This window comes from Serinicoccus profundi, assembly GCF_008001015.1.
GTDB classification, from domain to species: domain Bacteria; phylum Actinomycetota; class Actinomycetes; order Actinomycetales; family Dermatophilaceae; genus Ornithinicoccus; species Ornithinicoccus profundi.
In genome coordinates, this window is sequence record NZ_CP042862.1 from 715,979 (window position 1) to 734,583 (window position 18,605).

Annotated in this window: 12 protein-coding genes, 2 tRNA genes and 1 pseudogene; 2 read left to right on the forward strand and 13 right to left on the reverse strand. The window is 73.1% G+C overall.

Annotated features, from left to right (window positions below):
- The first annotated feature begins 4 nt into the window (after positions 1-4).
- The gene (gene pheA / locus FA582_RS03395) at positions 5-913 is read left to right on the forward strand and encodes a prephenate dehydratase (protein ID WP_010149187.1); all 909 of its coding nucleotides are present in this window, start codon (positions 5-7) and stop codon (positions 911-913) included.
- 47 nt (positions 914-960) lie between these two features.
- On the opposite strand, the gene FA582_RS03400 is transcribed toward pheA, so the two are convergent.
- The 13 genes and pseudogenes from FA582_RS03400 to FA582_RS03460 all read right to left on the reverse strand — a co-directional run bounded on the left by FA582_RS03400 (position 961) and on the right by FA582_RS03460 (position 16,836).
- Entirely contained in the window at positions 961-1,632 is a 672-nt protein-coding gene (locus FA582_RS03400) for a GDSL-type esterase/lipase family protein (RefSeq protein WP_010149186.1), read from the reverse strand.
- The gene (locus tag FA582_RS03405) at positions 1,629-2,681 is read right to left on the reverse strand and encodes a GNAT family N-acetyltransferase (protein ID WP_010149185.1); all 1,053 of its coding nucleotides are present in this window, start codon (positions 2,679-2,681) and stop codon (positions 1,629-1,631) included. The genes FA582_RS03400 and FA582_RS03405 overlap by 4 nt, the downstream gene beginning before the upstream one ends.
- Positions 2,678-6,646 (reverse strand): multifunctional oxoglutarate decarboxylase/oxoglutarate dehydrogenase thiamine pyrophosphate-binding subunit/dihydrolipoyllysine-residue succinyltransferase subunit, encoded by a 3,969-nt coding sequence (locus tag FA582_RS03410; protein WP_010149184.1) that lies wholly within the window; start codon positions 6,644-6,646, stop codon positions 2,678-2,680. The genes FA582_RS03405 and FA582_RS03410 overlap by 4 nt, the downstream gene beginning before the upstream one ends.
- A 105-nt stretch (positions 6,647-6,751) precedes the next feature.
- Entirely contained in the window at positions 6,752-7,591 is an 840-nt protein-coding gene (locus FA582_RS03415; protein ID WP_010149183.1) for an ABC transporter permease, read from the reverse strand.
- Entirely contained in the window at positions 7,591-8,544 is a 954-nt protein-coding gene (locus FA582_RS03420; RefSeq protein ID WP_010149182.1) for an ABC transporter ATP-binding protein, read from the reverse strand. Before FA582_RS03420 ends, FA582_RS03415 begins: the two co-directional genes overlap by 1 nt.
- 91 nt (positions 8,545-8,635) lie before the next feature.
- Positions 8,636-10,063 carry an aldehyde dehydrogenase family protein gene (locus FA582_RS03425; RefSeq protein WP_010149181.1) on the reverse strand — a complete coding sequence of 476 codons (1,428 nt, stop codon included), beginning with the start codon at positions 10,061-10,063 and terminating at the stop codon, positions 8,636-8,638.
- A 48-nt stretch (positions 10,064-10,111) separates the two neighbouring features.
- Positions 10,112-11,164 carry a selenide, water dikinase SelD gene (gene selD / locus FA582_RS03430; RefSeq protein WP_010149180.1) on the reverse strand — a complete coding sequence of 351 codons (1,053 nt, stop codon included), beginning with the start codon at positions 11,162-11,164 and terminating at the stop codon, positions 10,112-10,114.
- A gap of 44 nt (positions 11,165-11,208) precedes the next feature.
- Positions 11,209-12,900, reverse strand: a complete 1,692-nt coding sequence (gene selB / locus FA582_RS03435) for a selenocysteine-specific translation elongation factor (protein WP_010149179.1) — start codon at positions 12,898-12,900, stop codon at positions 11,209-11,211.
- Positions 12,897-14,233, reverse strand: a pseudogene (gene selA, locus FA582_RS03440) (L-seryl-tRNA(Sec) selenium transferase). The gene selB and the pseudogene selA overlap by 4 nt, the downstream one beginning before the upstream one ends.
- An 88-nt stretch (positions 14,234-14,321) precedes the next feature.
- The gene (locus FA582_RS03445; protein WP_010149177.1) at positions 14,322-15,716 is read right to left on the reverse strand and encodes an FAD-binding oxidoreductase; all 1,395 of its coding nucleotides are present in this window, start codon (positions 15,714-15,716) and stop codon (positions 14,322-14,324) included.
- Positions 15,692-16,576, reverse strand: coding sequence for a class I SAM-dependent methyltransferase (locus FA582_RS03450; RefSeq protein WP_010149176.1), 885 nt, complete (start codon positions 16,574-16,576; stop codon positions 15,692-15,694). Before FA582_RS03450 ends, FA582_RS03445 begins: the two co-directional genes overlap by 25 nt.
- A gap of 51 nt (positions 16,577-16,627) precedes the next feature.
- A tRNA-Sec gene (locus FA582_RS03455) sits at positions 16,628-16,724 on the reverse strand.
- Between the two features lie 40 nt (positions 16,725-16,764).
- Positions 16,765-16,836: transfer RNA gene (locus FA582_RS03460), tRNA-Arg, on the reverse strand.
- A gap of 84 nt (positions 16,837-16,920) precedes the next feature.
- Here FA582_RS03460 and FA582_RS03465 point away from each other — a divergent pair.
- Complete coding sequence (locus tag FA582_RS03465; RefSeq protein ID WP_010149174.1) at positions 16,921-18,579, forward strand: arginine--tRNA ligase; 1,659 nt, start codon at positions 16,921-16,923, stop codon at positions 18,577-18,579.
- Positions 18,580-18,605 lie beyond the last annotated feature (26 nt).

Below are 18,605 nucleotides of genomic sequence, written 5' to 3' on the forward strand. Positions count from 1 at the left end.
GTGAGTGAGCTCACGCATCGCCTATCTCGGCCCGGCCGGCACCTTCACCGAGCAGGCCGTCCGTCAGTGGGACGACGCGGGTGACCACGACCCCTGGCCGGTGCCCACCGTGGCGCAGGCCGTGCAGGCGCTCGCGGACGGACAGGCGCACGCCGCCGTCGTGCCGTTCGAGAACTCCGTGGAGGGCTCGGTCCCCGCCACCCTCCAGGCGCTGCTCGACGACGACCGCGTGCGGATCGTCGAGGAGGTCCTCGTCGAGGTGCAGTTCGACCTGCTCACCCGGGCCGGGACCTCTCTGGAGGACGTCCAGGTCGTGGCCACCCACCCGCACGCCGCTGCTCAGACGCGTGACTGGCTGGCGCGGCACCTGCCCGGTGCCCAGCTGGTGCCGGAGTCCTCGACGGCCCAAGCCGCGCGGGCCGTGGCCGAGGGTGGGTATGACGCTGCGGTGGCCTCACCCGAGGCGGCCCGCGCCTACGGCCTGCACCGCCTGGCCGAGCGGATCGCCGACCGGGTAGGGGCCCTCACGAGGTTCGTCGTGCTGCAGCACGACGCGGCGCTCCGCGCACCCACGGGTGCCGACCGCACGACCCTCGTGGCACTGATCTGGCAGAACCGTCCAGGCGCCTTGCTGGAGCTCCTCGAGCAGTTCGCGGTGCGCGGCATCGACCTCACCCGGCTGGAGTCCAGGCCCACGGGCGAGGGGCTAGGGGAGTACTGCTTCTGGATCGACGCCGACGCGCACGCGTCCGAGCCGCGGATGAGCGAGGCGCTCCTCGGGCTGCGGCGGACCTGCCGCGACCTGCGTTTCCTCGGGTCCTACCCGCGGGCCGACGGACGGGCCGGCCCGGTGCCGGTGCACGCCGACGAGCAGGCGTATGCGCAGGCGCGGGCCTGGCTCGACGCGCTCTGAGGCGCTCGGTCAGGACGCCGGGGCGCCGGAGGTGTGGTCGGTCGGGGTCAGCTCTGGAGCTGGAGCCAGGTGGCCCAGCCACCGTTGAGCACGAGCCAGGCCATCAGCCCGTAGCCCGCCTGCCCGGGGTGGACCGTGTCGCCGGCCGCCAGATCGGACTGCCACTGGTCGTGGGAGAGCAACGGTGAGAAACAGTCGACGAAGGGCACACCGCGGCGGGAGCAGACGTCGGCGAGCGCGTCGGCCAGGGCCTGCAGCCGGGCGTTGACCTCGGCGTCCAGCGTCGGAGTCGGCCCGACCACGAAGGTCGAGATGCCGGTCGAGCTGGCCTCGTCGAGGACGTTGGCGAGGTTGAGCCGGGACCGCGCGGTCGTGATGCCCTGGGCGACGTCCTCGGCCCCCACGCCGATGACCAGACGGCGCTCGGTGCGCCCCGTCCACCGGGCCGGGCACTCGGCGCGCCACCGGTTCATGACGTCCGCCGAGCTGGCCCCGCGGACGCCGAGGTTGTAGCTCGTGATGTCGGTGTCCGTGCCGCCGCGGTCGGTCCGCCCCACGACCCGGTTGACCCAGCCCAGCGCCTTGGGGTCGCCGTAGCCCGCGACGAAGCCGTCGCCGATGAAGCACAGCCCGATGTCGCGGGGTCCGTCCGTGACCTGGAAGTCCGCGCTGGGGGTGTATTCGAGCTCCACCCGGTCCTGCTGCTCGCCGGTGCTCACTGCTCGCCTCTCGGGTCGTCGGTCAGGATGCGGTGCCAGGACTGGGTGACGTACCGCGTCTCCCAGCCGAGGGAGCGGTACAACCCGTCGGCGCCCGTCGGGGAGTCGGCGTCCACCTCGAGGCCGACCGACGAGCGGCCTCGGACCGCGGCGTCGGCGATGACCGTGCGCAGGAGGCCCTTGGCGACGCCGCGCCCGCGGGCGCGGCGGTGCACGCCGATGTAGTCGATGTAGGAGCTGTCCGGGGAGGCCGTGCCGTCCGCACCGATGCTGCCCCGGCTGATCGAGGCGACGACCGCGCCGGCTGGCTCGTCGTCCACGGTCGCCAGCCACCAGTGGTCCCAGCGGTGGCCGGGGTCCTCACGCAGCCGGGAGACGAACTCCTCGAAGGTCTCGCGGTAGGAGTTGAAGTGGTCGGCGAAGGACTCCTCGAGCACGAGGTGCACCGCGCGCAGGTCGTCCTCGTCCGGCATACCGACGCCGTCGTCCTGGCGCACCCGGGAGATGCGCACGCCGTCGCGGAGCGCAGGCGGCTGCGCGTCCGTCGCCGGGTCGACCGGTCGGGCCATCTGCCACCAGTCACGCACGTGCGAGTAGCCGGCGGCCCGCAGCCACCGTTGCTGGCGCTCGTCGTCGGCGAAGGCCCCGGAGTCCAGCTGGGTGCGCTGCATGCCCCGCTCGGCGAGCAGCTCGCGGCCGAGCTCCTGCACCCGGTCGAAGGCCCAGGCGGCCAGCGGTTCGGCCTGCGCGTCGTCCAGCTCGGGGTCGATGGTGACACCCACCAGCACGCGGCCGGCGGCGCGGTCGTGCAGGCTCAACCAGGCGCGGGCGGTGCCCTGCGCGTCGCGCACCATCTCGTGCCGGTGGGTGCTCGCGCCGCGGCCGCTCACCTCGGCGCGCACCGCGTCGCTCTGCGCACCCGGCCACCCGCGAGCCTCGCGCTCGTGCCGACGCAGCAGGCGCACCAGGTCGTCGATGTCCGAGTCCTGGGGGACGGAGGCGGACATGCCCTCGGGGAGGGTCGCCGGACCGGTCGTCGTCGAGCTCATGCGCGTCGGGAGAAGGCCTCGTCGTGCAGGGTGGCCTGCTCGACGGCGTGGACCTTGGCCGACCCCGTGGCGGGGGAGGCCGAGGCCGGACGGCTGACCACCCGGAGCGGACGGTCCTCACCGTGCCGCTGCAGGTCCTCGGGCAGGTTGAGCGCCATGAAGGGCCAGGCCCCCTGGTTCTTCGGCTCGTTCTGGACCCAGACCAGCTCGGCGTTGGGGTACTGCGCGGTGAGGGCGGCCAGCTGCTTGCCCGGCACGGGGTAGAGCTGCTCGACCCGCAGGATCGCGGTCGTGTCGTCCTCGCGCTTGGTGCGCTCGTCCTCGAGGTCGTAGACGAGCTTGCTCGAGGCGAGTAGCACCCGCTCGACCTTGCTCTTGTCCAGCTCCACGCGGTCGGGCAGCACCGGCTCGAAGGTGCCCTCGGTGAAGTCCTGCACCGAGCTGGCGGCGGCCTTGAGCCGCAGCATCGCCTTCGGGGTGAAGACGATGAGCGGGCGCCGCGGCCGTGCCATCGAGTGGGCGCGCAGCAGGTGGAAGTAGGACGCCGGGGTGGAGGGGTAGGCCACCTTCATGTTGTCCTCGGCGCACTGCTGCAGGAACCGCTCGATCCGGGCCGAGGAGTGGTCCGGCCCCTGACCCTCGTAACCGTGCGGGAGCAGCAGGACCACCGAGCTGCGCTGGTCCCACTTCTGCTCCGAGGCGCTGATGAACTCGTCGACGACGACCTGGGCGCCGTTGACGAAGTCGCCGAACTGCGCCTCCCACAGCACCAGCGCGTCGGTCTTCTCCACCGAGTAGCCGTACTCGAAGCCCGTGGCCGCGAACTCCGAGAGCAGCGAGTCGTAGACCTCGAAGGTGGCCTGGTCCTCCGCGAGGGAGTGCAGCGGTGTCCAGGTCGAGGCGGTGTCGTTGTCGGTGAGGACGGCGTGCCGCTGCACGAAGGTGCCGCGGCGGCTGTCCTGCCCGGCGAGCCGGACCGGCGTCCCCTCCAGGACCAGGGAGCCGAAGGCCAGCAGCTCGGCCATGCCCCAGTCGATCCCTCCCTCGCGGGTCATCTCCTGGCGCGAGGTCAGCAGCTTGGCCAGCTTGGGGTGGACCGTGAAGCCCTCCGGTGGGCTGCCGAAGGCGTCGCCGATGGCCTCGACCGTGCTCTTCTCGATCGCGGTCGGGCGCTGCGGTGCCGCCTGGTCGCCCTCGTCCTGCGCGTGCGGGCGCTCCAGGCCCCCGCCGCCCTCGTCCTCCTTGAGCGCCTTCTTGGTCTCGGTGAAGACGTTCTCGAGCTGCCTCTGGTAGTCGCGCAGCGCCGCCTCGGCCTCGTCGACCGTGATGTCGCCACGACCGATGAGCGACTCGGTGTAGAGCTTGCGGACCGAGCGCTTGGCCTCGATGAGGTCGTACATCAGCGGCTGGGTCATCGAGGGGTCGTCGCCCTCGTTGTGGCCCCGGCGGCGGTAGCAGACGAGGTCGATGACGACGTCGGTGCCGAACTCCTGGCGGAACTCGTAGGCCAGCTCCGCGACCCGCACCACGGCCTCGGGGTCGTCCCCGTTGACGTGGAAGATCGGGGCCTGCACGGTGCGGGCCAGGTCGGTGCAGTAGACCGAGGACCGGGAGTGCTGTGGTGCCGTGGTGAAGCCGACCTGGTTGTTGATGACGACGTGCAGCGTGCCGCCGGTGCGGTATGCCGGGAGCTGGGACATCTGCATCGTCTCCAGCACCACGCCCTGGCCGGCGAAGGCGGCGTCCCCGTGCATGAGCACCGGCATCACCGTGCTGGGGTCCGCGCCGGTCTCCCGGCTGAGGCGGTCCTGCTTGGCGCGGGTGATGCCCTCCAGGACGGGGTTGACCGCCTCCAGGTGGGAGGGGTTGGCCGCGAGGTAGACCCGGGTGGTCTTGCCGTCCTCGGTGGTGAACTCACCCTCGGTGCCGAGGTGGTACTTCACGTCACCGGATCCCTGCACCGAGCCGGGGGACTGCTTGCCCTCGAACTCGCGGAAGATCTGGCCGTAGGACTTGCCGGCGAGGTTGGCGAGCACATTGAGGCGGCCGCGGTGGGGCATACCGATCGTCACCTCGGTCAGCCCGTCGTCCGCGGCGCGGTTGAGCACCTTGTCGAGCAGCGCGATCACCGACTCGCCACCCTCGAGGCTGAACCGCTTCTGGCCGACGAACTTGGTCTGCAGGAAGGTCTCGAAGGCCTCCGCCGCGTTGAGTCGGCGCAGGATCCGCAGCTGCTCGGCCGGAGCCGGCTTCTCGAACGGGACCTCGAGCTTCTTCTGGAACCACCGGCGCTGGTCGGGGTCCTGGATGTGCATGTACTCCACGCCGACGGTGCGGCAGTAGGTGTCGCGCAGGATGCCCAGGATGCGCCGCAGGCTGAGCCGTGGCTTGCCGCCGAAGCCGCCGGTCGGCACCTCGCGGTCCAGGTCCCAGAGCGTGAGCCCGTGGTTCTCGATGGCCAGGTCCGGGTGACGGCGCTGGCGGTACTCCAGCGGGTCGGTGTCGGCCATGAGGTGGCCGCGGACCCGGTAGGCGTGGATGAGCTCCTGGATGCGGCTCGGCTTGGAGATGTCGTCGTCGTGCGTGGCCGCGATGTCGCGGTTCCAGCGGATCGGCTCGTAGGGGATCCGCAACGAGGTGAAGATGTCGTCGTAGAAGCCGTCCTGCCCCAGCAGGAGCTGGTGCATGATCTTGAGGAACTCACCGGACTGCGCACCCTGGATGATGCGGTGGTCGTAGGTCGAGGTGAGGGTGAGGATCTTGCTCACGGCGTTGGCGACGATCCGCTCGCTCGCCGCGCCCTGCCACTCCGCGGGGTAGTCCAGCGACCCGACGCCGATGATGGCGCCCTGCCCCTTCATGAGCCGCGGCACCGAGTGCAGGGTGCCGATCCCGCCGGGGTTGGTCAGGCTGATCGTCGTGCCCTGGAAGTCCTCGACGGTGAGCTTGCCGTCGCGGGCCTTGCGGACGACCTTCTCGTAGGCGCTCCAGAAGTCGTAGAAGCTCATCTCCTCGGCGCTCTTGATGCTGGGCACGAGGAGCTGACGGCTGCCGTCCGGCTTGGGCACGTCGATGGCCAGGCCGATGTTGATGTGCGCCGGCTCCACGAGGGTGGGCTTGCCGTTCTCCACGACGAAGCCGTTGTTCATGGCCGGCATGGCCTGGAGGGCGCGCACCATGGCGTAGCCGATGACGTGGGTGAAGCTCACCTTGCCGCCCCGGCTGCGGGCCAGGTGGTTGTTGATCACCGTGCGGTTGTCGATGAGCAGCTTGGCGGGCAGGTTGCGCGCGCTCGTCGCGGTCGGGACCTCCAGCGAGGAGTCCATGTTGGACACGACGCGTGCGGCGGCCCCTCGCAGGGTGACGAGGTTGACGTCCTCCTGGGGGCCGGTCTTCTTGGGTGCGGGGGCCTCGCGGGACATCGGTGCCTTCTTCGTGGTGCCTCCGGAGGAGGCGGGCTCCTCGGTCCCCGCCCCGTCCGCCTTGGTGGTCGAACCCTTCGCCGGCTTCTGTGTCGTGCTGTCCTCGCCCGAGCGCCCCGCCGCGACCGTGGCGGAGGAGTCGGCCTGAGCCTTGGAGGTGGTGCCCGTCGAGGGCGCCTTCACGTCCTGCGCCTTCGGCGTGGCCTCGCTCGTGCGGGCCGAGGTCTCGCGGGCCTCGCGCGGGGGAGCCGGCGCGACCCTGGGCCCGGAGGCCGGAGCCGTGCGTGAGGTGGAGGACCCGCCGCTGCCGGACGCCTGCCCGCCGGTCTCGCGCCGGGGCGGCGTGCTGCCCGGCGCGGGCCGGGCCGGACCTGAACCGTTGCTGCTCGCCGTGGCCGAGGCGCCCCCGCCCTTCTCGAAGTATCGACGCCAGGCCGGGTCGACCGACCCCGGATCCTGGTCGAACTGCTCACGCATCTCCTCCACGAGCCATTCGTTGGCTCCGAAGTCGGTGGTGGTGTCGCTGCTCGGCGGGTTGGCCACGGGGTTAGCGCCTCATCTCACGTCCGGGGACGACCAGCATGCGTCCGCTGCATGTGTGCCACCAGCCTATCTCCCCGCCCCCTGCCGATGCCGGAGGGGGCGAGGTCAGGCGACGTCGCGGCGCGCGGTGAGGATCCAGCCCAGGCCGGCCATGAACACGGCATACCCGAGCAGGACCAGGGTCGCGACCCACGAGGAGAGGGCATCCTGCGCCCCGCCCATCGTCTGGGCCATGCCCGGGTCGAGGCCGGCGAAGAGGTTCAGCGCGCTCATGCTCGCCTGGCTGGGGAAGTACTTCGAGGCGTCCGCGAGCTGGTCGACGAAGGTGAGGCCGAAGCCCAGCAGGGGTTCGATGAGCAGCGTGACGCCGACGCCGACGAAGAGCGCCACCACCTGGTTGGGGATGAGGACCCCGAGACCGAAGCCCATGAGTCCCCACAGGACGAGCACGAGGATCATCCGGGCGAAGGTCGCCATGAGCCCGGCGGGGTCCGGGAAGAGCGCGACGTCACCGATGGCGAGGGTGATCCCGCCGCCGAGCACGCTGCCCGCGGTGAAGGCGAGGGCGTTGACGGCGACGATGACGACGACCGAGGCGAGCTTGGCGGCGATGAGCTGACCGCGGCGCGGCGCCGTGAGCAGGGTCGCGGTGATGGTCTTGTGCCGGAACTCCCCGCTCATCGACAGGATCCCGAGGACGAGCGCCAGGAGGTAGCCCATCTGGACGGCGCCGGTGTAGACCAGCCGAGCGACGACGTCCTCGCCGAACATCTCGGCGGGGACGATCATGGTGCCGTCCGGGCCGGGGAACTCACCGATGACGGCGAGGAAGAGCCCCTGGAGAGCGGCGAAGAGCGCCCCGAGGACGGCCATCGCCAGCGGCATCGACCAGGACAGGCGGGTGGTGAAGTACTTGCGCAGCTCGGCGCGCACGAGCGAGATCATCAGGCGGCCTCCGTCCCGGTGGAGAGGTTGCGGTTGCGGTGCTCGGGGGATTGGGTGAGCTCGAGGAAGAGTCTCTCGAGGTCGGTGCGCAGGCTGCGCAGCTCATGGACCGGGTGACCGGCAGCGTGCGCCATCTCCCCGACCCGGGAGGGGTCCGCGCCGCCCACGCGCAGCCCGCCGTCCTCGGGCTGGACGTCGAGGCCGGCCTCCTGCAGCACCCTGGCCAGCCCTGCCGCGTCGGCGACCCGGACCAGCACGGCGGGGTCGCCGCGCAGCTCCTCCATCGTGCCCTGCCGGGCCATCCGGCCGTTGGCGATGATGACGACGTCCTCGACCGTCTGCTCCACCTCACCGAGGAGGTGGGAGCTCACCAGCACCGTCTTGCCCTGCTCCTGAGCGAGGTGGCGCATGAAGCCGCGCATCCAGCGGATGCCCTCAGGGTCGAGCCCGTTGGCCGGCTCGTCGAGCAGCAGCACGTCGGGGTCGCCGAGCAGCGCGGCCGCGAGACCGAGACGCTGGCGCATACCCATCGAGTAGCCACCCGCCTTCTTGCGGGCGGCCGCCGGGATGCCGACGAGGTCCAGCAGCTCATCGACCCGGGCGTCGGGGACGCCGTGGGTGGCGGCCAGGACACGCAGGTGGTTGCGGCCGCTGCGTCCGGGGTGGAAGCCGGTGGCCTCCAGCGCCGCGCCGACGGTGGACATGGGCCGCTGGAGGTCGACGTAGCGCCGGCCCCCGATGAGCGCCTCGCCCGAGGTCGGGCGGACCAGTCCGAGCAGCATGCGCAGGGTGGTGGTCTTGCCGGCGCCGTTGGGGCCGAGGAAGCCGGTGACGCGTCCCGGCGCCACCTCGAAGCTGAGGTCGTCGACCGCGGTGAACGAGCCGAAGGTCTTGGTGAGCCCCCGGACGCTGATCCCGGTCCCCGACGGGGAGGGCGGAGCTGGTGTCGTCATGGGCAGAAGTCAACCAGCAGGCCCCGGGCCCGATCATCCACCCGTGGAGGGATCTGGGTCTGCTCCCGGCTCCGTCTGTGGGGGGAGAGGCTCAGCCCAGCCGCACGACGACGGTCTTGGTCCGGGTGAAGCCGGAGAGCGCCTCGATGCCTTTCTCCCGGCCGTATCCCGAGGCCTTGACGCCGCCGAAGGGCAGCTCCACGCCTCCACCGGCACCGAAGGTGTTGACGAAGACCTGACCCGCCTCCACCGCCCCCGCCAGCCGGTGGGCGCGGGACAGGTCGCGCGTCCACAGCGCGGCGATGAGCCCGTAGGGCGTGCCGTTGGCGATGGCGACCGCCTCCGACTCCTCCTCGAAGGGCATCGTGACCAGCACCGGGCCGAAGACCTCCTCCTGCGCGATCGGCTCCCGCGGGTCGACCCCGTCGATGAGCGTCGGCAGCCAGAAGGCGCCACCCTCCGGGCGGTCGGTCGGCGCGGTGCCGCCCACCACGACCTCCCCGCTGGACGCGCCCTGGACGTACCCGCGCACGCGCTCCTGTTGGCGGAGGGACACCAGGGGCCCGAGGTCCGGGTCGTCCAGGCCCCGACCCAGCGTCGTCGCGCGGAAGCGGTCGGCGACGGCCGCGACCAGGTCCGCACGGATCGAGGCGTGGACGACGAGGCGTGAGCCGGCCGAGCAGGTCTGACCGGCATTCTGCAGGATGCTGCGGGTGATGGCCTCGGCGGCCGCGTCGAGGTCGGCGTCGGGGAAGACGACGTGGGCCGACTTGCCGCCCAGCTCGAGCACCGCGGGCACCACGCGTTCCGCCGCGGCGTGGGCGATCGCGCGCCCCGTCTCCGTGGACCCGACGAACCCGAGGTGGGCCACCTGCGGGTGGGCGGCGAGCGCGGCCCCGGCCTCCGCACCCCGGCCGGGGACGACGTTGACGACGCCGGGCGGCAGCCCGGCGTCCACGGCCAGGGAGGCCAGCGCCACCGCGGTGCGAGGGGTCTCGTCGGCCGGCTTGAGCACGACGGCGTTGCCCGTGGCGGTGGCGGCGGCGATGGAGCGCGAGGCGAGCTGGAGCGGGTAGTTCCAGGCCACGACGCTGCCGACGACGCCGTAGGGCTCGTGGCGGGTGTAGACGTGGGTGTCCGGGCCGAGCGGGATGGTGTCGCCGTAGGAGGCCTCGATGACCCGTCCGTAGTAGCGGAAGTAGCGCGCGGCCACGGTGGCGTCGGCGCGGGCCTGCGACAGGGGCTTGCCGGTGTCCTGCGACTCGGTGCGCGCCAGCTGCTCACGGTCCCGGTCGACGAGGGCCGCGAGCCGGGTGAGGGCGTCGGCGCGCTGCTCGGTGGACGTCGCGGCCCACCCGGGCTGGGCCTGCGCCGCGGCCTGGACGGCCTGGTCCACCTCGCCCGCTCCGGACCGGGCGACCTGGCCCAGGACCGCGCCGTCGGCCGGGTCGATGTTGTCGTAGGTGTCGGTGACGGCGAGGTCGGCGCCGGCGATGAAGGGGAGGGTGAGCTCGGGCATACCCCTCACCGTAGAGAAGCGGGGCGGGCTCCGCGTCCGGGATGGGCGTCAGCGCAGGCTGATCGCGGTGCTGGGTGAGGGGAGCGTGCGGCCGATGACGGTGCCGAGGCCGGGCGGGAGCTCACCCACGAGGAGCAGGCCGCCGCTGGTCTGCGCATCGGCGAGCAGCAGCAGGTCGTCCTCGGCGACGTCGCCCCCCGCTTCCAGGTGTGGGCGCACCCAGTCGAGGTTGCGGCGGCTGCCCCCGGGCAGGAACCCCTCGGCGAGACTCTCGCGGGCTCCCTCGAGGGTGGGGACGGCGCCGACCTCGAGCTCGGCGCCGACGCCGGAGGCGCGGCAGAGCTTCCACAGGTGCCCGAGCAGACCGAAGCCGGTGACGTCCGTCCCGGCCCGGATGCCGGCCGCCACGGCAGCCTCCGAGGCCTCGCGGTTGAGGCGGGTCATCGTCGCCACCGCCTCGTCGAAGATCTCCCCGGTGCGGCCGTGCCGGTTGTTGAGGATGCCGATGCCCAGCGGCTTGGTGAGCGTGAGTGGCAGGCCGGCCTCGGCGCTGGCGTTGGTGATGAGCGAGCCGATGTCGGCGGTGCCGGTGACGGCCAGGCCGTAGGTGGGCTCGGGCGCGGTGATCGAGTGCCCACCCGCCACGGGGCATCCGGCCTCGGCCGCGACGGCCGCCCCACCCCGCAGCACGCCACGGGCGAGGTCGTCGTCGAGGTCGGCCGGCCAGCCGAGCAGGTTGATCGCCAGGACCGGCCGCCCGCCCATGGCATAGATGTCGGAGAGGGCGTTGGCGGCCGCGATGCGCCCCCAGTCGTAGGCGTCGTCGACCACCGGGGTGAAGAAGTCGGCGGTGGAGAGCAGAGCGACGTCCGAGCCCTCGGTGAGACGGACAGCTGCCGCGTCGTCCCCGTGCTCGAGCCCGACGAGCAGGGTTCCGCGCCCCGGAGGGGTCCCGCACCGGTCCTCGCCGTGGTCGACCCGGCCGGCCCCGTCGAGGCCGGAGACCATCCGTTCCAGGCGCTCGGCCGGGATCTTGCAGGCGCAACCGCCCCCCGCTGCCAGGGCGGTCAGACGCGGTCGTGCGAGAGGGCTGCCCGTCATAGGAGCGAGCGTAGGTGCCGGTGCCCGGCGGGTGCAGGACAGGATCACGTGGGCGCGGTGATCGTATGCCGCCCGTCGACGGCGCGGTGCGTCCAGCCGCGGGCGTCGAGGTACTCCAGCAGCGGGATGAGCACCCGGCGACTCGTCCCCAGCGCCGCCCGGGCCTGCGCCGCCGTGAAGGGCTGCGGCAGCGTCCGCAACCGCCCGAGGGCCAGCTCCGGGGCGGCCGACCCGAGGAGCACGTCGCCCGGCAGCCGCAGGACGTCGGCGGTGCGAGCGGCGGCCGCGATCTCGCGTGCACCCAGGCCCAGGTCGGCCAGCTCGGGTCGGGAGGGCGCGTCGAAGGGGTCGGCGGCCAGCCGCCGCAGCACGGAGTCGAGCCCGGGGTGCACCGTGAGTGCCTCGGCGCCCTCCCGCACGAGGCGACCCCCCTCGACCCTCAGGCCGCACCCGGTCGCGAGCGCACGCAGCGTGGCGAGATCCGGCATACCGACCCGGCGGTGCAGGACGGTCAGCGCCGACCCCTCGTCGACCCACGGCGTCAGCGGGTCGGCGGCCACGCGCCGCGCGAGGAGGTCGGTCAGCCCCTGTCGCCACGCACCCGCGGTCGCCTCGGAGACCACGCGGCCCGCGATCGTCGTCGTGGCGCCGGACGCCGTCGCGAGGGCGGACGCCCGTGCACGAGCCGCCCCGGTGCGCCGCAGCGGAGGGGTGATCGCGTCGAGGACGAGGGCTCCGACGAGGGAGCCCTCGCGGCCGGGGTCGCGCAGGATGAGGCGGTCACCGGGGGCGAGCGGCAGAGGCGTCTGCCAGGAGACCCGCGCGTGCCGCCCCGCCAGCAGGCGGAGCCGGGCGGGGACCGCAGCCGTCCCGACGTGGGCGGTGACGTCCGCCGGCAGCAGGTCGTCGTCCAGGAGCACGTCAACCGTGACGGTCGGCCACCAGGAGTGGTCGGGGGAGAGCAAGGTCCTGCCGCGCCCCACGTCCTCGACGTCCACGCCACGCAGGTTGAGCGCGACCCGCGCGGGGCCGGTCGCCGCCTCGACCGCGCGATCCATGCTGTGCACGCCTCGCACGACCACGTCGCGCTCCAGCCCGGCCTGGGTGGTGAGGGCGAGGTGGTCGCCCGGGCGCACGGTGCCCGCGGCCAGGGTCCCGGTGACCACGGTGCCGGCGCCGCGCACCGTGAAGCTGCGGTCGACCCACAGGCGCACCGGTGAGTCCGCAGGGGGTCGCGGCATCCGCCGGGCGAGGGTCGCGAGCTCCTCCCGCAGCTCCTCCAGGCCGGTCCCGGTCCGGGCCGAGACCGCGACGGCCGGTATGCCCACCAGGCTGGTGCCCCGCAGTCGCGACCGTGCCTCGGCGAGGGTCGGGTCAGGGTCGGCGAGGTCGCTGCGGGTGACGGCGAGGACGCCGTGCTCCAGACGCAGGGCGTGGGCGGCGCGCAGGTGCTCGGTCGACTGGGGGCTCCACCCGCCGTCGGCCGCGACGACGAGGAGCACGCCGGCGGCCGGCCCGATGCCGGAGAGCATGTTGCCGATGAAGCGCCGGTGGCCCGGGACGTCGACGAAGGCGACCGTGCCGCCCCCGGGCAGGGTGGTCCAGGCATACCCGAGGTCGATGGTCAGGCCGCGTCGGCGCTCGGCCTCCCAGCGGTCCGGCTCGATCCCGGTGAGCGCGCGGACGAGCGCCGACTTGCCGTGGTCGACGTGACCGGCCGTGGCGATGACCGTCATCCCGGCTCGGCCGCCGCGGTCCGGACCGCGAGCACCGCATCGAGCATCACCTCGTCCAGCTCGGGGGGCAGGCAGCGCAGGTCCAGCAGGCACCGGCCCTCGTGCACCCGACCGAGGACGGCGGGGGTGCCGAGCCGCAAGGGGCCGGCCCAGCGTCCGGGCAGGGCGACCGCCCACCCGGGCAGCGGCACCTCGGGTGCGCCGCCGCCCCCGACCCGGCCCTCGTGCTCGACGACCTCGCAGGTGACGCCGTGGTCGACCAGCGTGCGGTGGAGTGCGACCGCGCGGTCTCGCAGCTCCGTGGCGGAGGCGCGCCGCGCCACCGTCACCGCGCCGCCGCGGGGTCACGCAGCGTGGCCTCGAGCGCCGCCAGGGTGAGCTTGTCGACCCGTAGCGCGCGGGCCATCGGGTGACGTCGCAGCCGGCCGACGAGCTCGGCGTCCCCGAGGACGAGGCCGGCCTGCGGGCCCCCGAGGAGCTTGTCGGCGCTCGCGACCACCAGCCCGGCGCCGTCGCGCAGCGTGGTGCGGACGTCCGGCTCGTCGGTGAGCATCGGGTCCGGCTCGAGCAGCCCGCTCCCGGTGTCGACAACGAGGGGGAGCCCTGCGCGGCGGGCGACCTCGGCCAGCTCGGCGACGGGCACGCTCGCGGTGAAGCCGGCCACCCGGAAGTTGCTGGGGTGGACCTTGAGCAGGGCCGCGACCGAGGTCCGTGCCGTCCCGCTCGCGCCGTCTCCGGCCCCGTGCGCCAGAGCGTCCTCGTAGTCGGCCAGGTGGGTCCGGTTGGTCGTGCCGACCTCTCTCAGGCGGGTGCCGCCGGACTCGATGAGGTCGGGCAGCCGGAAGCCGTCGCCGATCTCGATGAGCTCGCCGCGGCTGACGAGCACCTCGCGCCCGGCTGCGAGCGCGGTCGTGGCGAGCAGCAGCGCTGCGGCCCCGTTGTTGACGACGAGGGCGTCTCCGGCCTCCGGGACGGCCCGCAGGAGCGCGCCGCGCACCGCGCCACCCCGCCGACCGCGGTGGCCGGTGGCGAGGTCGAGCTCGACGTCGGCATACCCCGATGCGTCGACCAGCGCGGCCCGCGCCGCCTCGCCGAGCGGGGCGCGCCCCAGGTTGGTGTGGACGACCACCCCGGTCGCGTTGAGGACCGGCCGGGGGCCGGGGGAGTCGGCGAGGGCGGCGAGCCGGGTCGCGACGACGCTCACGACCTCTCCGGGCGGGAGTGTCCTCTGGCGGGCCTGCCGTTGCACCTCCCGGACGATCTGCAGCGCCCTCGCCCGGCCGAGGCGATCGACCTGGTGGCCGACCGAGGGGTCGGTCAGGACCGCGTCCACGGAGGGTATGCCGCGGCGCGGGTCGGGAGGTCCTGCCTCAGCGCCTCGAGTCGTGCTCACCCGGTCGATTGTGGCCCGTCGCCCCGCGTCAGGTCTCGAGGGTCCGCCGGAGGTGGCGGTACCACTCGCTCTGGAAGCGGTCGTCGGGGTCGTGGCGGTGCTTCTCGGCGAGGAAGGCCGGGAGGCGGGGATGCCCGGCGAGCAGCTGGGACCGGCTCGCCCACCGGTGGTAGGTGAGGTAGAACGAGCCCCCGCGCTCCAGGGCCCGGTCGATGATCCGACGGAAGTCCGCGGCGGCCTTGTCGATGCCGGCGGCGCCGTGCTCAACGTGCAGGTTGAAGATCACGCAGGCCCGCGGGCCCTGCGCCCACGGGAGGAAGCTCTCGTCGTCCGGCTCGATCACCCTGACGGTGCCGTAGATGCACTCGACGTCGTGGGCGCGGAAGTCCTCCTGGCAGGCGCGCATGAAGGACAGGAGCTCTCCCCGGGGGAGGTAGACCTCGGTGATCATCTCGCTGGCAGCGGGGCCGCCGAGGTCGTCGTGGTAGCCGTCGACGTAGACACCCATCTGGTGCAGGTCGGAGCGGTAGACCTGCCCGTCCGTGCTGAGGTAGTGCGCGGAGTAGAGGTCGAAGGCACGGCGCTTGTCCGTGTGCGCCAGGGCGAGCAGCTCCTGCCACCGCTCGGAGGTGAGCTCCACGGGGTCCGCGGTCGGGGCGACCTCGTCCGGCACCGGCACGTAGGACGCCAGCACGCCACGGTCGAGGAAACCGGGGGCCTGCGGATCGGTGACGAACTGGAAGTCGCCGTAAGTGGCGCCCGCGCGCAGGCGCCCCTCGAACGAGTGCTCCACCTCGCCCAGGTCCAGGACCTCGACGCTGCGGCGCAGGTGGTGACGGGGGACGAGCCGCAGGGTGACCTCGGTGATGACCCCGAAGAGGCCGTAGCCGCCGATGGCCAGGGCGAAGAGCTCGGCGTCCTCGGTCCGGGAGCAGTGGCGGATCTCGCCCTCGGCGTCGACGAGGACGAAGGACTCCACGTCGTCGATGAACGGCTTGAACCTCAGGCCACGACCGTGCACGTTGGCCGCCAGCGCCCCGCCCAGGCTCAGCCGGTCGGCTCCGGTCTGCTTCTGCCGGAAGGTCAGCGGCCGGGAGGACCCGGACGAGGCGCGATCCAGCTCCGTGACGAGCTCCGGCCACTGGATGCCGGCGCCCACCGACAGCAGCGCTCGCTCGGGGTCGACGGCGCGGACTGCGGCGAGTGCGGACAGGTCGAGCTGGACGGCATCGGCGCCGAACTGCTGGCCACCCATGGCGTGCCGTCCGCCGCACACCGACACCGCGCGGCCCTGCGCGGCGGCGGCCCGGACGGCGTCGACGACCTCTGCGGTGGTGGTCGGGCTGAGGACGGCCCGCACCCGGGTGGCGTTGAGCCGGGAGTGCAGGTCGTTGAGGATCACCCCGTCGTCCGGACCAGACACAGTGCCTCTCCTTCCGCCAGCGCGCCGTCGATCCCCCGGGGGTCGAGGTACCGGGTGCGCAGCTGGCTCGTCGTGACGATCTCCTCGAGCTCCAGGCCCGTCGGTCGCAGGAACGCCGGGACGGCGTCGAGGGGCAGCCCCCAGGTGAACGGCTCGCGCTGACGGGCGAGCCAGGCGGTGACGGCCGACCCGGCCTGGTGGAAGCGCAGCCGGCCCCGGCCGTCGGGGTGCATGAAGGTCCACACCAGCTGCGAGCCCGGAGCCAGCCGGGCGCAGCCCTGGAGGATGTCCAGGACAGCCGGCTCGGTGAGATACATCGTCACGCCCTCGAGGACGACGAAGGTCGGCAGCGACGCGTCGAGCCCGTGCCCGTCCTCCCACGCCTCGCGGCCCAGCTCCAGCGGGACCAGGGTCAGGTTGTCGGGGAGGGCTGCCCCGATGGCGTCCCGCTTGACGGCGGACGTCGCCGGGTGGTCCACCTCCACGCACCGCACCTCGGGTAGCTCGCGGGCGATCCGCAGCGTGAGCGTGTCCAGGCCGGCCCCGAGGACGAGCAGCTGCCTCCCGCCGTCGCTGAGGAAGGCGCGTGCCGCGTCCTCGATGTAGCGCTTGCGGGCGGCGTAGTGGCGCTGGATGCCCGGGAGCACGAGACGTTCGAGAGCGTGGACCGCCCCGCGCGCTCCCGGTCGCGAGAGGAGCTGGATCAGGCGGAGCGTGCGCGGGGAGGTCCGGGTGAGCAGCCCCTCGGTCTGCGCGGCCGCGCCGGCCGGCACCAGGTCACGGTCCCGGGGCTGGCGAGAGAGGAAGACGGTGCTGAGCGCGATGAGGGAGGCGGTGGCGCTGGTCCGGTGCGGCTGCACGGCTCACCCCCCTGGCGGGTGTCGCTGGTGAGCGTGAGGCTAGCATCGCGATGGCGGAGGCGGACAGGAATCGAACCTGCCAACGACGACGAGTCGCCGTTCCACGGGTTTGAAACCCGGGGGGCCCACCAGGAACCCTGACACCTCCCTGCAGACTGTTGCCTGCGCGCCCTCCCGAAGGAGGGGAGCGCCCCCGGCAGGATTCGAACCTGCGCACCCGCCTCCGGAGGGCGGTGCTCTATCCCCTGAGCTACGGGGGCAACAGCAGCCAACTCTAGCAGCGCCGCCGGGGTGGCCGAAATCCCCGTGCGGGGGCGGTCCGTGCCCGCCCTAGACTGGTGCGGGTGACCCCTGAACAGCTCGCTGCAGCGATCCATGCCGTGCTCACCGAGGCCGCTTCCGGTGACCTGCCCCTGGCCGAGGGTGATCTGCCGGCGCTCGAGGCGCTGCGCGTGGAGCGACCGCGGAGCCGCGAGCACGGGGACTGGTCGAGCAACGTGGCGATGCAGCTGGCCAAGCGAGCCGGTATGCCGCCGCGCCAGGTCGCCGAGGTCGTCGCCGGGCGTCTCGGGTCGGTCGAGGGCGTCGCCGCGGTCGACGTCGCCGGTCCGGGCTTCCTCAACATCACCCTCGACGTGGCGAGTGCGGCCGAGCTGGCCCGCAGCATCGTCGAGGCGGGGGGCACCTACGGCCACAACCAGACGATGGCCGGGCGCACCATCAACCTGGAGTTCGTCTCGGCGAACCCGACCGGCCCGCTGCACATCGGGCATACCCGGTGGGCGGCCCTGGGTGACGCCCTGCACCGGCTGCTGTCGGCCAGCGGTGCCGACGTCACCGCCGAGCACTACACCAACGACGCCGGGGCCCAGACGCAGCGGCTGGCCACCTCCATCCTGGCCCGCGCCCGCGGCCAGGAGGTGCCGGAGGGTGGGTACGCCGGCGACTACGTCGACGCGCTCGCGGCCCAGGTGCTGCAGACCCGGCCGGACCTCCTAAACCTCCCCGAGGTCGAGGCGCTGGAGGTCTGCCGCGACACCGGTATGGCGTTGCAGGTCGCCGCGAACGAGCAGACGCTCGCCGACTTCCACGTGACCTTCGACGTGTGGTTCAGCGAGAAGAGCCTGCACGACGCCGGCGCGGTGGAGAAGGCGGTGGAGCGACTCCGCGAGCAGGGGCACGTCTTCGACGCCGACGGCGCGGTGTGGCTGCGTACGACGGATTTCGGCGACGACAAGGACCGCGTGCTCATCCGCGCCAACGGCGAGCCGACCTACTTCGCCGCCGACTGCGCCTACTACCTGTCCAAGAAGGACCGCGGGTTCCCCGAAAAGGTCTACATGCTCGGGGCCGACCACCACGGCTACGTCGGCCGGCTCAAGGCGATCGCGGCCTGCGCCGGGGACGACCCGGAGCGCAGCATCGAGGTGCTCATCGGCCAGCTCATCAACATCAGCGGCGAGCGCATGGGCCGGCGCCGCGGCAACGCGGTCTACCTGTCCGACCTGCTGGAGTGGATCGGCGCCGACCCCATCCGCTACAGCCTGGGTCGCTACCCCGCCGACAGCCCCCTCGACCTCGACGGCGAGGAGCTGCGCAAGCGCTCCAACGACAACCCGGTCTTCTACGTGCAGTACGCCCACGCGCGCACCTGCAACGTCGCCCGCCTCGCGGGGGAGGACGGCGTGCGGCGCGAGGACGGCTTCGACCCCTCGCTGCTCGAGCACCCGACCGAGTCGCTGCTGCTGGCTGCCCTGGGCGACTTCCCGCGGGTCGTCGCGCAGGCCGCTCAGCTGCGCGAGCCGCACCGGGTGGCGCGCTACCTGGAGGACCTCGCGGGGCACTTCCACAAGTGGTACGACGAGTGCCGCGTCCGGCCGACCAGCGCGGACGAGGAGATCACCGACCTGCACCGCTCCCGGCTGTGGCTCAACGACGCCACCCGTCAGGTGCTCGCCAACGGCCTCGCCCTGCTCGGTGTGAGCGCCCCCGAGCGCATGTGACCCCTCGCGTCCACCACGCCGACCCG

Bases quoted from the DNA above. Each gene is read 5' to 3' on its own strand.
- FA582_RS03425 (WP_010149181.1), bottom strand. From the start codon at position 10,063: ATGCCCGAGCTCACCCTCCCCTTCATCGCCGGCGCCGACCTCGCCGTC.
- FA582_RS03415 (WP_010149183.1), bottom strand. From the start codon at position 7,591: ATGATCTCGCTCGTGCGCGCCGAGCTGCGCAAGTACTTCACCACCCGC.
- selD (WP_010149180.1), bottom strand. From the start codon at position 11,164: ATGACGGGCAGCCCTCTCGCACGACCGCGTCTGACCGCCCTGGCAGCG.
- FA582_RS03405 (WP_010149185.1), bottom strand. From the start codon at position 2,681: ATGAGCTCGACGACGACCGGTCCGGCGACCCTCCCCGAGGGCATGTCC.
- selB (WP_010149179.1), bottom strand. From the start codon at position 12,900: ATGACGGTCATCGCCACGGCCGGTCACGTCGACCACGGCAAGTCGGCG.
- FA582_RS03420 (WP_010149182.1), bottom strand. From the start codon at position 8,544: ATGACGACACCAGCTCCGCCCTCCCCGTCGGGGACCGGGATCAGCGTC.